Genomic DNA, 13,577 nt, shown 5'->3' with positions numbered 1-13,577 from the left:
TCGACGTCACCCCACCCGGCGGTAGACCGGGATTTCGTCCAGCGGCGCCGGACGGTCCAGCTCGACTGGACCCGTGTGCCGCTCGCCGGTGAAGAAGTCCTCCCACTCCCCCGGCGGTAGCCATACCGGCCATGTGCGGGCACCGGGTTCGGTGACCGGAGCCACCAGGAGGTCGTCGCCGAGCTGCCACTGCTGCGGCCAGTCCCAGACCCGCTTGTCGTCCGGGTGGTCGAAGAACAGTGGCCGCATCAGGGGCTTGCCCGTCTGGACCGACCGTTGCGCCTGCTCCACCAGGTACGGCACGAGTTCCTCGCGCAGCCGGGCGAACCGCCGAAAGACGTCGAGCACCCGCGGTTCCCCAGTTCGCGCCGCGATGTTCCAGGGCGTACGGTCCACCAGGGGCTCACGGTGGTGGTTGAACTCGGAGTGGTACTGCATGACCGGGGAGAAGCAGGCCGCCGCCGCCGAGCGCAGGTAGAGCTCCGCGTCGGGGATGTCGCCGGAGAATCCGGCAAGGTCCCAACCCCAGAAGAAGATGCCGCCGACACCGGCGGTCAGGCCGGCGGTGATCGAGGCGCGGTAGGCCTCCCACGTGGAGTCCTCGTCGCCCGCCCAGTGCACGGGGAAGGCTGCCGATCCGGTGAACCCGGCCCGGCTGAACGTGACGCCCTCGGTCCCCGCCGACTTCATCAGCTCGTGGTAGGCGGCGGCGTAGCGGACCGGGAACAGGTTGTTCCCCTGGTCACCGCGTGATCCGTCGAAGTACCGCAGATCGTGACCCCACGGGTGCTCGCCGCCGTCGGTCTTGAAGCCGTCAACGCCGAGCTCCTCGACCAGGTAGCGCCGCTTGTCCAGCCACCAACGCCGGGCCTGCGGGTTGGTCCAGTCGGGCAACAACGCCCCGGGGAACCACCAGCCCCGGTTACGGTGCGGCGATCCGTCCGCCTCGCGAACGGCGTACCCGCGCTCGGCCAGGATGGTGAGGTCGGCGGCGAGCTGGCCGTCGTCGCCGCGGTCGGTGGGGATCAGCGGGATCTGCCACAGCAGCACCTTCACACCGGCCTCGTGCAGTTCGTCGATCATCGCCTTCGGGTCGGGCCAGGCCCCGTCGGCGGGGAACTCGAAGTCGGCGAGGCGGTGGGGTGCGCCGTCCGGGTGCACCTCGTAGCGCGCGTCGCGGAAGGCCACGAAGGTGGCCTCGTCGCTCCAGGCCTCGATGACGATCGCGCCGACCGGAATGCCCTCGGCGAGGCTGCGACGCACCTCGGCGAGCACCCGGGTCTGGGTGTTCCACTCGTTCCCACTCATCCAGGGCCGGAACACCCAGGCCGGTGGGATCGGGGGCTGCCCGGTCTCGGTGAGGAACGTCCGCACGACCTCGGCCGGCTCGCCGGTGTAGAGGTGCAATGGCAGCACGGGCGTCGCGGGGTCGACCTCGGCCTCGACGAGGATCCGGTCCGGCCGCGAGGCGCCGACGTCGTACCAGGTACGTCGGCTGGTCACCACGTGGAAGCCCCAGCCGCCGCCGACGACCACGGCGAACGGCATCGGTAGGTAGGTGCGGTGCCCCTGCCGCTTGTACTGCTCGAACACCGTGGCGTCGAGCACGTGGCCGCGCTGGTCGAGCGCGTGGTACCGCTCGCCGAATCCGACCACGTGCGCACCCTCGGCGAGCCGGAGCGCGAAGCGTACCCGCCGGGGTCCGTCGCTGCCGGTCAGCCATTCGACGCTGCCGGGGTCCAGGACGGCGGCGCCGCCGGGATCGCGCACCTCCAGCCGTCCGCCGGCACCTTGCCAGACCAGCGGCCGCACCGGGAAGGCGGCCGTCCGGACCGCACCGCCCGCCGAGGTCCGGCCGACGACGGTGTACGCGTCATCCGTGTCCGTCGTCGCCCGGGCGATCCACGCCGTGCGGCCACCGGTGTCCGGGGTGGCCGCGGCGGCGGAAGCCAGGTGACCCGTCGAGCCGGTCGGCGGAGCGGCGGGCGCCCCGAAGTCCAGGGTCACCGTGGCCGGGTCGACACGCTCGGCGGGCACCTGCGTGCCGTCACCGAACTCGACCCGGACCTCGGTCACGTCCGGGTCGGTGAGCACCCGGATCTCGTACTCCTCACCGCGCAGCGGATAGACGGGAACCCGCTGGTCCAGGTCGTGTCGATAGGGGTGCCCGGTCCCGACGGGGCGATGGCTGATCACGGCGTCACTCACAGTCCGACCTCCACGGCAAGCGTGACGAACATGGCGTGCGACCACAGCAGGGGCGTGGCCACGGGCCCCCAGCGCTCGGTCCACTCGGCGATGTGTTCGGGCCGCTGGGTGTGGCTGCTGACCTGCTCGGGCAGGTGGCCCTCGGGGGTTGCCTGGGCGGCGATCCACTCCAGCCGCTGTCGGGCCGCCTCGGTCCGGCCGGTACGCGCCTCGTGCCAGCCCAGCCAGGCGGTGAGGATCAGCCACTCTCCGCCGCCGTAGAAGGTGTCGCCGAGGTAGCGGTAGACGCCACCACGCAGCAGCTGGTCGCGTACCTCCTCGTAGGTGCGCTCGGCGACCGTGCTGCCGGGGTCGACCACGTCGAAGGGAGTCAGGCAGGCCAGGAGGCTGCCGTCGACGGCGGTGCCGCCCAACCACTTGGTGAGGTGCCCGTCCGCGGTGCCCTCGGCGGCGACCAGGGCCTCGAACTCGCTCACCCTCGCGGCGGCGGCAGCAGCGCGAGCGGCGGCGAGCAGCGGCTCACCGTGCTCGTCGCGGGCGGGGACGACCGCGCGCAGCCCGGCCAGCACCGCGCCCAGCGTCGCGACGTGCCGGTGCTCCGCGTGCTCCTCCCACCAGTCGTAGCAGGGCCGGTCGCCGAACGCGATCAGGTAGTCGACCGTGGCGGTCACGGCCGGCCGGTAGGCGGCGAGCGGCCGCCCGTGCCGTGCCGCGTGCTCGACGAGCATCCACAGCCAGGTGCCGTAGCCGTCGAGCTGGAAGTTCCACCAGGGCTCGTCGCCGTCGGCGCCGTCCAGTGTGTAACGGGTCGGCAGCATCTCGTCGGCGCCGATGTCCTCCCCGCGCTCGGCGCGGGCGACGAGGTCGGCGATCCCACCGGCGCGGGCGTCGATCACCGTGGCGCACCAGCGGAGGAAACTGTCGGCGCTGTCGGCCCGACCGGCCCGGCTCATGGCGTCGGCGATGAAGGCGCCGTCGCGAAGCCAGCTGTAGCGGTAGACGGGGTAGTCGGGGCTGGCCGGGTAGGCGCCGGACGGATGCTGGTGTGCCTCGATGAGGGTGAGGCTGGACTCGACGAGCGTACGCAGGTCGGACCGTGCGGCGATGGGCACGGGTTCCTCCAGGAGGTGTCGGTATGGTCGTGCGCGGGGCGCGGCCGAGTGCGGAACGGCCGCGCCCCGCTGGTTCCCACTACTTGATGAGGGCGGTCACCGCGGCCGCCGCCTCGTCCAGTGCCGCCTGCGGGCTGGCCTGGCCGGATGCGGCCTTCTCCAGTGCCTGGGTGACGATGTCCTGCATCTTCGACTGCTGGGCGTCGAGCACCGGCGGGAGCGCGATGTCCGCCAGCGCGTCGAAGACGGCCTTACGGTTGGCCGGCGGCGTCTGCTTCAGGTAGGTGTCGAACGCGGCCTGGTCGTTGACCGCCGGCAGTTCCCAGTTGGAGGCGAGCCGGGTCTCCACAGCCGTCTGCGAGGTGCCGAGGAACCGGGCCCACTTCCAGGCCGCGGTGGCCTTCTTCGTCTTCGCGGACACGGCCGTGGCGTTCATGAAGACCGCGTTCGCCTTGCCGGTGTTGCCCGGCTCGGTGACGATGTCGAAGTCCAGACCGGGCGTGCTCGCGAGCTTGGCGATCTGCCAGATCCCGTTGTGCCACATGGCCAGCTTGCCGCTGGTGAACAGGGCGGTGTCGTAGTCGGCCTTGCCACCGATCTCGGCCACGGTGGGCTGCACGGTGCCCGGCTTGCTCAACAGCCACTGCGCCGACTCGAGGCCCTTGGCGTCGTTGAAGGTCGCCTTCTTGCCGTCCGCGGAGAGGAACGACCCGCCGTTCTGCGCGAGCGCCTTGTAGAACTCGTGGAAGGTGACCGGTTGGTAGTCGCCGTAGATGCCCTTGGCCTTGTCGGTCAGCTTCTCCGCCGCCGCCCGCTCGTCGGCCCAGGTCCAGTCCGCCGTCGGGTACGCGACGCCGGCCGCGTCGAAGAGCTTCTTGTTGTAGAAGAGCACCACGTCGGAGAACGTCGAGGGCACCGCGTAGAGCTTGCCCTTGAACTGGAAGGCTTCCCGCGCCTTCGGGTAGAGCCGGTTCGCGTCGTAGTCCTTGTCGGCCTTGGCCGGTTCGTCGAGCGGCAGCAGCGCGCCGGCCCGGGCGTACGTCACGAAGTTCTCGTAGTTGAGCTCGAACGTGTCCGGCGCCGTGCCGCCCGCGATCGCCGTCTGCAGCTTGGTGAAGTAGTCGTCGTACGCGGCCGTCTGCACCTGCACGGTGATGCCCGGGTTCTGCTTCTCGAACTCGGCCTTGATCGCGTCCAGGTCCTTCAGGTGGTCGGGCGCGGCCGAGAAGGTGAAGTAGGTGACGGTGCCGGTGGCGCCATCCTCCGCGCCGCCGGACGCGTCCTGCCCGCACGCGGCGAGCAGGCTCACCGTGGCGATCGCCCCGGCCGCGGCCGCCAGAACTCGTCTTCTCGTGGTCATCGGATCTCTCCTTCGGGGGTGGTGGGTGGTGGAGGAGCTAGGACTTGACGCCGGTGAAGGCGATGCCCTGCACGACGTAGCGCTGAGCGAAGACGTAGAGCGCGAGGATCGGCAGCACCGACAGGGTCGAGCCGGCCATGACCACGTTCCAGGCGGTGCTGTACCGCCCCTGCAGCAGCGACAGGCCGACCGGCAGGGTCATGTGTGCCTCCGTCTGCGCGATCACCAGCGGCCAGAGGAACGCGTTCCAGCTGGACATGAAGGCGAAGACGGCGAACGTGGCCAGCGCCGGCGTCACCAGCGGCAGCAGCACCTGCGCGAAGACCCGCAGGTGCCCCGCCCCGTCGACGTACGCCGCTTCGTCCAACTCCTTGGGCAGTGCCAGGAAGGCCTGTCGGAGCATGAACACCCCGAAGCTGGAGACCATCGTGGGCAGCAGGAGCCCGGCGTAGCTGTCGACCAGCCCGAGGTAGCGCATCTCGATGAACAGCGGGACGATGATCACCTGCATCGGGATCATCATCGTGGCGAGGTAGAGCACGAACACCAGGCCGCTGCCGCGGAAGCGAAGGCGGCTGAACGCGTACGCGGCGGTCGCGCTGGTGACGAGTTGCAGCAGGGTGGAGACGACGGCGACGCCGACGCTGTTGGCGGCGAAACGCCAGAACGGGAAGGCCTGGCCGAGCCGCTCGTAGGGCTCGACGGTGGGCGGGTCGGGCAGCAGGGGTGTGTCCACCCGGCCGAGCTGCGCGTCGCCGGTGAGCGAGGTGGCCAGCATCCACGCGAACGGCCCAAGCATCGCCACCGCACCGAGCGTGAGCGCGACGTACCGGAGGATCTTCCTACTCATAGTGCACCCACCTGCGCTGCAGCCGAAGCTGGGCCAGGGTGATCAGGAGGATCACCGCGAAGAGGACGATGCTCATGGCGGAGGCGTAACCGACCCGGCCGTACGAGAAGGCGTAGCTGACGATCTGCTCGACCACGACACTGGACGCGCCGCCCGGCCCGCCTTCGGTCATCACCCACACCTGGTCGAAGACCTGAAATCCGTTGATCATGCTGATCACGGTGACGAAGAACAGCGACGGGGAGAGCATCGGCAGGGTGATGCTGCGCAGTTTGCGCCACACGCCGGCGCCATCGAGCGAGGCTGCCTCCACCACGTCGCGCGGAATGGCCTGCAGACCCGCCAACAGGATCACGGCGACGAACCCGACGTCCTTCCAGACGGAGGCGAGCACCACCGAGGGCATCGCCCAGTCCGGGTCGGTCCACCACCCGGGTCCGGTCACGCCGAACGCGCCGAGGATCCGGTTGACCAGGCCGTCGGCCGGGTTGAGCAGCCACTTCCACAGCAGCGACACGGCGACCCAGCTGCTGATGACCGGCAGGAAGAACGTGGCCCGGTAGAGGGTCATCGCGGGGAGCTTGGCGTCCAGCAGCAGCGCGACGGCGAGCCCACAGACCAGCACCAGCGGCAGGTAGCCGACCAGATAGGCCAGGGTGTGGCCGAGCGCGGCATGGAACTCGGCGTCGCCCAGCAGTTCGGTGTAGTTGTCCAACCCGACGAACGTCGGCACGCCGATCAGGTTCCAGTCCTGCAGGCTCACCCACGCGGTGCCGAGCATCGGGCCGATCCAGAAGCCCAGTAGCAGGAGGAGACTCGGGGCGAGGAAGCCGGCCGCCGCCAGGGCCGTGCGCAGTCGCCGGCGGGCGCCGGGCCGACGACGCGGCGGGGTCGGCCCATCCGGCCGCACCGTGCGTCGGAGGGTGGTGGCGGTACGCGGTGCGGTCACTGGGTCACCTCGGCGCCGGGAAAGGCCGCCAGCCGTGCCCGTATCGCGTCGGCGTGCGGCTCCGCGTCCATCGTGAAGGGCGCCCGGAGCACCAGGGCGGCGGCGCCCAGCGCCCACTTCGTGTCGTCCCACGGGTCGACGTGCACACTGACCCCGTCGGCCATCGGCGGGAACATGCCGGCGCGCAGGGCGGTGAGGAAGCCGTCGGCGAGGTGCGTCCAGGCCAGGGTTCCCTCGCCGCTGACCAGGATCGCCTGCGGGTCGAGCACGGTGGCCAACCCGGCGGCGATGGTGCCGAGGCGGGCTCCGGCGGCACGGTAGACGGCTCGCGCGCCGGCGTGCCCGTCGTCCGCTGCCGTCCGCAGGTCGGCCGGACCGGCGTCCGGTCCGACGGCACCGGTCTCGCGCGCCCGCTCGACGAGCGCGGCGTCGCAGACGTACGTCTCCAAGCAGCCGCGCTTGCCGCAGTGGCAGGGCGGTCCGTCGGGGTCGATCGGCAGGTGCCCGAGTTCGCCCGCCGCGCCGTGCCCGCCGCGGCGCAGGTCACCGGCGGAGACGACGGCCGCGCCGACGCCCTGTCCGAGGGTGATGGTCAGGAAGTCCTCGTACGGCCGGCCCAGGCCGTACAGGTGCTCGTACGCCGCCAGGGTGTTGACGTCGTTGTCCACGAGCACCGGCACGTCGAGCAGCTGGCTCAGGTAGTCGCGCAGCGGCATGTGCCGCCAGCCCAGCAGGGGTGCCTCCACCAGGCCGGTGCGGCTGTCGACGAAACCGGGCACCCCGAGCCCGACCCCGAGCAGCGGTGCGTCCCCGACGGCGGTCACGTGCGGCGCGAGCAGCTCGGACAGGGCGTCGAACGGGTTGACGGCGGTCTGGTCGAACGGTGCGGAGAACGTGTCCAGAACGGTTCCGTCAAGGTCGGCGCGTACGCCGGTGAGCCGACCGGCGGCGACCTTGACCCCGATCGCGTGCGCGGCCGGGCCCACCACCGCGAGCAGCTCACTGGGGCGCCCGCCCCGCGGAATCCCGTCGTCGACCTTCCGGATGACCCCGGCCTCGATGAGCGAGCGGGTGACCGCGGTGACGGTCGGCGGGCTGAGGCCGAGCCGCCGAGCGATGTCGGCTCGTGAGATCGGCCCTTGTCGACCGATCAGGGCGAGCACGGCGACCCGGTTGATGTCCCGCAGGCGCGGCCCCGACGTCGCAGCCGTCATGGCCCACTTCCTTTCACCGCTAAATTCGGTGTCCTAACAAAGGTTCTGAAGTCAGAAGGCGGAAGTCAAGGTCCGTGACCAGACCGAGACCATCGGCGGCGACCCGGCGACCTGCGCGATACCGGGCGCCGCCAGCGGCGACGCGACGAGCCGAGCCATGCGGCCAACCAGGCCGCCACAATCACCCATCCGGGGGTCGCTGGCGCTAGGATCCCGCGACGTGAATCCCGTACGCATTCCCTGGCCCCGGGTCCGGAAGATCGCCGTCTGGACCGTGGCGGTCCTGCTGGTGCTGGTCCTCGTGCTCGCCGTCGCCGCCGTCTGGGCGGTGCGCCGCTCGTTCCCCCAGCACGACGGAACCCTGCGGCTCTCCGGGCTCTCCGCCCCGGTCACCGTGCACCGCGACGACCACGGGATTCCCCAGGTGTACGCGAAGAGCGCCGACGACCTGTTCCGCGCCCAGGGTTACCTGCACGCGCAGGACCGGTTCTGGGAGATGGACTTCCGCCGCCACGTCACCGCCGGCCGGCTCGCCGAACTCTTCGGCTCCAGCCAGGTCGAGACCGACATCTACCTGCGCACCATGGGCTGGCGCCGGGTCGCCGAGCAGGAGTGGCAGATCCTCGCGCCGGACACGAAGCGTCACCTGCAGGCGTACGCCGACGGCGTGAACGCCTGGCTTGCCGACCACGACGGGGGCCGGGCGAGCCTGGAGTACACCGTCCTCGGCCTGCAGAACCCGGACTACACGGTGGAGACGTGGAGCCCGGTGGACAGCCTCGCCTGGCTCAAGGCGATGGCGTGGGACCTGCGCGGCAACATGGAGACGGAGATCGCCCGCGCGGCCCTGCTCGCCGCGGGTCTGACCCGCCAGCAGGTCGAGGAGCTGTACCCCGCGTACCCGTACGACCGGAACACCCCGATCGTCACCGGCGGCGGCATCGTGGCCGGCGCGTTCGACCAGCAGGCCGGACCGGCGACGCCGCCGAACCCGGCGGCCGGCGGCGGCACCGGCGGCGGCACGGCCGCCGGCGGCGTCGACGTCACCGGGCCGGGCGGCGACGCGACCACCGCGCGGACGCTCACGGCGATGGCCGACGGCCTGTCCCGGCTCCCGATCATGCTCGGCAACGGCGGCCAGGGCATCGGCTCGAACTCGTGGGTCGTCGGTGGCGGTCTCACCGCCACCGGCAAGCCGATCCTGGCCAACGACCCCCACCTGAGCCCCACCATGCCCGGCATCTGGTACCAGATGGGCCTGCACTGCGAGTGCGGCTTCCACGCCGCCGGGTTCACGTTCTCCGGGGTGCCCGGAGTCGTCATCGGCCACAACGCCCGGATCGCGTGGGGCTTCACCAACCTCGACCCGGACGTGACCGACCTGTACCTGGAGCGGGTGGACGGCGACCGGGTGCAGGTCGACGGGGAGTGGCGGCCGCTCCAGACCCGCGCCGAGACCATCAAGGTCGCCGGCGGCCGGGACGTGTCGATCACCGTACGCGCGTCCGGGCACGGGCCACTGCTGTCCGACGCGTCGGCGGCTCTGCGGGACATCGGCGTCGCGCCGCCGGTCGACCCGGCGGGCTCGCCCGCGCCGGTCGCCGCCGCCCCCCAGCCCTCCCCCGGCCGACCGGCGACCGGCGGCGACCAGCGGGACGGGTACGCGGTCGCCCTGAGCTGGACCGCCCTCCGCCCGGGCCGGACCGCCGACGCCCTCTTCGCGCTCAACACCGCCACGAACTGGACCGAGTTCCGCGCCGCCGCCGCGCTGTTCGAGGTGCCCGCGCAGAACATCGTCTACGCCGACGTCGACGGCAACATCGGCTACCAGTCCCCCGGCCGCATCCCGGTCCGCGGCAAGGGCGACGGGCGGTGGATGGCGCCCGGCTGGGACTCGGCGTACGACTGGAAGGGGTTCATCCCCTTCGCCGAGCTGCCCAGCGTCCTCAACCCGACCGACGGCTACCTGGTCACCGCGAACCAGGCCGTCGTCGGCCCCACCTACCAGCGCTTCCTGACCAGCGACTGGTCGTACGGCTACCGCAGCCAGCGCATCCGCGACCTGATCGGCTCGGCCCGCGACGCCGGGAAGATCACCGTCGAGGACCTGCGACGGATGCAGTTCGACAACCGCAACGGCTTCGCGCCGACGCTCGTACCGGCGGTCGTCGCCGCCCTCGGCACCGGCGATCCGTCCGACCTGTCCCGCGTCGCCGCCACCGAGTTGTGGAAGGACTGGGACTTCCAGCAGCCGGCCGAGGGCGCGGCCGGCAGCACCGAGGGGCGCGGCTCGGCGGCTGCCGCCTACTACAACGCGACGTGGCGGCACCTGCTCGCGGCGACCTTCGACGAGCTTCCCGAGGACAACCGGCCCGACGGCGGCGACCGGTGGTACGAGGTGGTCCGGGGGCTGCTCGCCCAGCCGGAGTCGCCGTGGTGGGACCGCCGGGACACCCCGCAGGTCGAGCGCCGCGACGACATCCTGCGGTCGGCCGCCGGCGAGGCCGCCACCGAGCTGCGGCGCGACCAGGGCGACCGGCCGGCCGACTGGCGGTGGGGCCGCATGCACACCCTGACCGTGCGGAACCAGACCTTCGGCACGTCGGGCATCGGGCCGGTCGAGTGGCTGTTCAACGCCGACCCGGTCGGTGTGTCGGGTGGCGACGCGATCGTCAACGCGACCGGCTGGGACGCCGCCGACGGGTACGAGGTCGACGCCGTCCCGTCCATGCGGATGATCGTCGACCTGGCCGACCTGGACGAGTCCCGCTGGATCCAGCTCACCGGCAACTCCGGGCACGCCTTCCACCCGAACTACGACGACCAGCTCGAGCTGTGGCGTACCGGCCGTACCCTGCCCATGCGCTGGGACCGGACCACCGTCGAAGCCGAGGCGGCCCGGACGCTCATCCTGCAGCCGTGACCATCCGGGTCCGCCGCTGAGGCGTCCCGCACGCGTTCGTGCGGGTGCGGGACGCCGTCCTCGGCGCCGAACCCACCGGCCCGGGCCGCAACACGCACGGGACGGCACGCAGCGCGACCGGTTGGTAACGTGGCGGCGACCTCGGCGGTCGGTGTGCCGGCGTGCCGGGTGTGCCGTTGTTCGGTGGGTCCCGGGGAGGGTCGTGTGTGGGCGGACGAGGCTGCGCTGGACGCGGCGGGGCGCCGGCTCGACGAGTGGGAGTCGGCCGTCGCCGACCGAGCGGCGAAAGCGAAAGCCCTGTCGGAGCGGGTTCGGGCGCTGACCGGCACCGCGTCCAGTCCGGACCGGATGGTCGAGGTCACCGTCGACGCCGCCGGCTCCCTGACCGACCTGTGGTTGGACGAGCGTGTCCGGCAGCAGTCCGCGGCCCGCACGGCTCAGCAGATCCTGGCGACCACCCGGGCCGCGCACGCCGACCTGCTGCGCCAGGTCACCGCCGCGGCGTCCGACACCCTCGGCGACGGGGACCCGGCCGCCGAGGCGGTCGTCGACTCGTACCGCCGGCGGCGGGACACCGACCCGGGTTCACCGGATGCCCGCCGGTGACGGCATCCAGGTCGACCCCGACGACCTGAGGGTGCACGCCGCCCGCCTCGACCGCCAGGCCGACAGCATCGACACCGCCGGCCACGCCGGCCAGCACGTCCGGCTCGGCGCCGACGCGTACGGGCAGCTCTGCGCGGTCATGCCGGCCCTGCTCGACGGCCTGCAACGCGTCCTCGTCGACGGCGTGGGCACGGCGGCCGGATCCGTCCGCGACACCGCCGACCGGCTCCGCACCAGCGCCGACCGCTACCGGGCCTCCGACGCCCGCGCCTCCCGGCAGCTGGACCGAATCCGCCCGTGACGGCGAGCCCCCTGGTCGCCACCGCGGCCGACACCCCGCCCAGCGCCTGGGCCGGCGTCTGGATCTGCGAGGACATCGAACTCGTCGCCCAGGGCATCCGCACCGGGAGTTGGGTCGACGGCAGCCTCGGCGTCGTCAGCGCCGGCCTCGACGCCCTCGCCCTCGTCTCCGACCCCGCCGGCGCCCTGCTCCAGTACGGCATCGCCTGGCTCATCGAACACGTCAGACCGCTCAGCGCGGCCCTCGACTGGCTCGCCGGCGACCCGGCCCAGATCACCGCCCACGCCCAGACGTGGCGCAACGTCGCCGCGTCGCTCCGCGAGGAGGCCGCCGACCTGGCCCGCGCGGTCCGCACCGACGTGGCCGGCTGGGGCGGTGCCGCCGGCCCCGCCTACCGCACCTGGGCCGCCGAGCAGCAGCAGGCCATCGGCGGCCTGGCCGCGGGCGCCGACGCGATGGCCGCGATCACCGAGGGCAGCGCCGGCCTGGTCGCCGCCGTCCGGCTCCTGGTCCGCGACGCCATCGCCACCTGCGTCTCGCGGCTGACCGTGTACGCGGTCGAACTCCTGGCCACCGGCGGGCTGGCGGCACCACTGGTCGTCGAACAGGTCACCACCACGGTGGCGTCCTGGGCCGCCCGCATCGCGAAACTGCTCCGTGCCCTGCTGACCAGCCTCCGCCGCCTCATCCCCGACATCCGCCGCCTCGCCGGCCTCATCGAAAAACTCAAGCAGGCCCTCAGCCGGCTCAGGTCCGGCCCGACCGGATCGAGCAAGGGTCCGCCAGACCCTGAAGTTCCTCGCGAGCCCTCTCCAACGGGAGTAGGCGACGAGCAGCGCGTTCGAGAGCTCGGTATGGATCCGGCGACCGGTCGGTTCCGACCAGGCGAAGCAGAGACGGCGGTCAGGCTGGAGCGGGAACTCGGCGTCACGCTGAGCCGCGCCCCGGCGGACTCGTCGGCCGACTGGGTCGACGGCGCTGGTCGCACCTATGATGCTGTCGGCAACTTCCCAAGCCAGTTCTTCGACCGGCAGTGGCCCCAGCTCCAGTACCAGATTCAGCGGCACCTGGACAAGGCTGATTTCGTGCCGGTCGACGTCTCCAGGTTCTCGCCTGAGCAGATCGCCATTCTCAAGCAGTTCATAGCGGACCGGAACCTGGGTCCGCGGGTCTTCATCGTGGGGGATTGATGGCTGGTCTCATCGTGCTCAAGCCCGGAGTCGACTGGACGGCATCGGGTGGGCTCTTCGATTGGACGTTGGAGTTCCTGATCTCGCGTCTCTCCGACCGTCAAGCCGCCGACAGTCTCCAGGAGATCATCGACAACAACCTCGGTTCACTGTGGGTCGCGGACATGCCGACCCGTGTTCAGCACGAGATCATCGGCCATTGGCGCGACGGCCTGATTGCGGCAGGCGAGCGCGAACTGCCGGACACCGAGCACAAGACGGCTGTCATCCATCGTCTACAGGAGTTGGTAGACGCGACCTACCTCGCCTACCCGAACAGCTTCCCCCGACGCGTGGACCCCAGGTAGCCGGAGGGCCGTACATCTCCTGGCCGGTGTGGCTGGCAGGGTTCCAACATCCAGTCCAACGAGACCACACCCGGGGCGAGTACGCCTGGGTATGGTCGTGGGTGTGATCAATGGCGCGCACGTGGTGATCTACAGCCGGGACGCCGAGGCGGACCGGGCCTTCTTCCGGGATGTGCTGGGCTATCCGCACGTCGACGCGGGCGGCGGGTGGCTGATCTTCAAGTTGCCGCCGGCCGAGGTCGCGGTGCACCCCGCGGAATCCACCTCGCACGAGTTCTTCCTGATGTGCGACGACGTCGCCGCGACCGTTACCGACCTGACCGCCAAGGGGGTCGAGTTCACCCAGCCGGTCAGCGACGAGGGCTGGGGGCTGATGACCGTGCTCCGGCTGCCCGGCGGCGGCGAGCTGGGCCTGTACGAGCCGCGCCACGCCAGGGCGTACGAACTCTGACGACCGCCACGACCCATCCCGGGTTGGTCACACGCTTTTCACGGACCGTTCGGCCGGCCGTCGCGC

12 protein-coding genes are annotated in these 13,577 nt (G+C 71.7%); 6 read left to right on the top strand and 6 right to left on the bottom strand.

From position 1 onward, the window contains the following. Positions 1-6: 6 nt before the first annotated feature. The 6 genes from ACN26Y_RS21720 to ACN26Y_RS21695 form a co-directional block, all read right to left on the bottom strand. Positions 7-2,208: a TIM-barrel domain-containing protein gene (locus tag ACN26Y_RS21720; RefSeq protein ID WP_422733426.1), complete on the bottom strand. Its 2,202-nt coding sequence runs from the start codon at positions 2,206-2,208 to the stop codon at positions 7-9. Next, on the bottom strand, positions 2,205-3,320 hold the full coding sequence (locus ACN26Y_RS21715; protein ID WP_422733425.1) for a glycoside hydrolase family 15 protein: 1,116 nt from the start codon (positions 3,318-3,320) through the stop codon (positions 2,205-2,207). The genes ACN26Y_RS21720 and ACN26Y_RS21715 overlap by 4 nt, the downstream gene beginning before the upstream one ends. Positions 3,321-3,399: 79 nt before the next feature. Next, entirely contained in the window at positions 3,400-4,680 is a 1,281-nt protein-coding gene (locus ACN26Y_RS21710; RefSeq protein ID WP_422733424.1) for an ABC transporter substrate-binding protein, read from the bottom strand. Positions 4,681-4,717: 37 nt separating this feature from the next. Next, the gene (locus ACN26Y_RS21705) at positions 4,718-5,530 is read right to left on the bottom strand and encodes a carbohydrate ABC transporter permease (RefSeq protein WP_155332054.1); all 813 of its coding nucleotides are present in this window, start codon (positions 5,528-5,530) and stop codon (positions 4,718-4,720) included. Continuing rightward, entirely contained in the window at positions 5,523-6,479 is a 957-nt protein-coding gene (locus ACN26Y_RS21700; RefSeq protein WP_230688703.1) for a carbohydrate ABC transporter permease, read from the bottom strand. Before ACN26Y_RS21700 ends, ACN26Y_RS21705 begins: the two co-directional genes overlap by 8 nt. Further along, on the bottom strand, positions 6,476-7,693 hold the full coding sequence (locus tag ACN26Y_RS21695) for an ROK family transcriptional regulator (protein WP_155332053.1): 1,218 nt from the start codon (positions 7,691-7,693) through the stop codon (positions 6,476-6,478). The genes ACN26Y_RS21700 and ACN26Y_RS21695 overlap by 4 nt, the downstream gene beginning before the upstream one ends. 220 nt (positions 7,694-7,913) lie before the next feature. Here ACN26Y_RS21695 and ACN26Y_RS21690 point away from each other — a divergent pair, with 220 nt between their 5' ends. From ACN26Y_RS21690 to ACN26Y_RS21665, 6 genes are all read left to right on the top strand, one after another. Next, the gene (locus ACN26Y_RS21690) at positions 7,914-10,616 is read left to right on the top strand and encodes a penicillin acylase family protein (RefSeq protein WP_422733423.1); all 2,703 of its coding nucleotides are present in this window, start codon (positions 7,914-7,916) and stop codon (positions 10,614-10,616) included. 204 nt (positions 10,617-10,820) lie between these two features. Next, the gene (locus tag ACN26Y_RS21685) at positions 10,821-11,222 is read left to right on the top strand and encodes a YbaB/EbfC family nucleoid-associated protein (RefSeq protein ID WP_155332051.1); all 402 of its coding nucleotides are present in this window, start codon (positions 10,821-10,823) and stop codon (positions 11,220-11,222) included. Continuing rightward, positions 11,209-11,523, top strand: coding sequence for a type VII secretion target (locus ACN26Y_RS21680; RefSeq protein WP_422733422.1), 315 nt, complete (start codon positions 11,209-11,211; stop codon positions 11,521-11,523). The genes ACN26Y_RS21685 and ACN26Y_RS21680 overlap by 14 nt, the downstream gene beginning before the upstream one ends. Next, positions 11,520-12,713 carry a WXG100 family type VII secretion target gene (locus ACN26Y_RS21675; RefSeq protein ID WP_422733421.1) on the top strand — a complete coding sequence of 398 codons (1,194 nt, stop codon included), beginning with the start codon at positions 11,520-11,522 and terminating at the stop codon, positions 12,711-12,713. The genes ACN26Y_RS21680 and ACN26Y_RS21675 overlap by 4 nt, the downstream gene beginning before the upstream one ends. Continuing rightward, entirely contained in the window at positions 12,713-13,060 is a 348-nt protein-coding gene (locus tag ACN26Y_RS21670) for a hypothetical protein (protein WP_366601635.1), read from the top strand. Before ACN26Y_RS21675 ends, ACN26Y_RS21670 begins: the two co-directional genes overlap by 1 nt. Before the next feature lie 97 nt (positions 13,061-13,157). Continuing rightward, positions 13,158-13,511, top strand: a complete 354-nt coding sequence (locus ACN26Y_RS21665) for a VOC family protein (protein WP_422733420.1) — start codon at positions 13,158-13,160, stop codon at positions 13,509-13,511. The last annotated feature ends 66 nt before the right edge of the window (positions 13,512-13,577 follow it).

The organism is Micromonospora sp. WMMD558 (assembly GCF_049315255.1).
In the GTDB taxonomy this organism is placed as follows: Bacteria; Actinomycetota; Actinomycetes; order Mycobacteriales; family Micromonosporaceae; genus Micromonospora.
The sequence above is the reverse complement of the archived record's forward strand: the minus strand, read 5'-3'. Positions and strand labels throughout refer to the sequence as shown.

Coding starts and splice junctions, on each gene's coding strand:
- ACN26Y_RS21670 (WP_366601635.1), top strand. CDS start 12,713: ATGGCTGGTCTCATCGTGCTCAAGCCCGGAGTCGACTGGACGGCATCG.
- ACN26Y_RS21695 (WP_155332053.1), bottom strand. CDS start 7,693: ATGACGGCTGCGACGTCGGGGCCGCGCCTGCGGGACATCAACCGGGTC.
- ACN26Y_RS21680 (WP_422733422.1), top strand. CDS start 11,209: ATGCCCGCCGGTGACGGCATCCAGGTCGACCCCGACGACCTGAGGGTG.
- ACN26Y_RS21705 (WP_155332054.1), bottom strand. CDS start 5,530: ATGAGTAGGAAGATCCTCCGGTACGTCGCGCTCACGCTCGGTGCGGTG.
- ACN26Y_RS21710 (WP_422733424.1), bottom strand. CDS start 4,680: ATGACCACGAGAAGACGAGTTCTGGCGGCCGCGGCCGGGGCGATCGCC.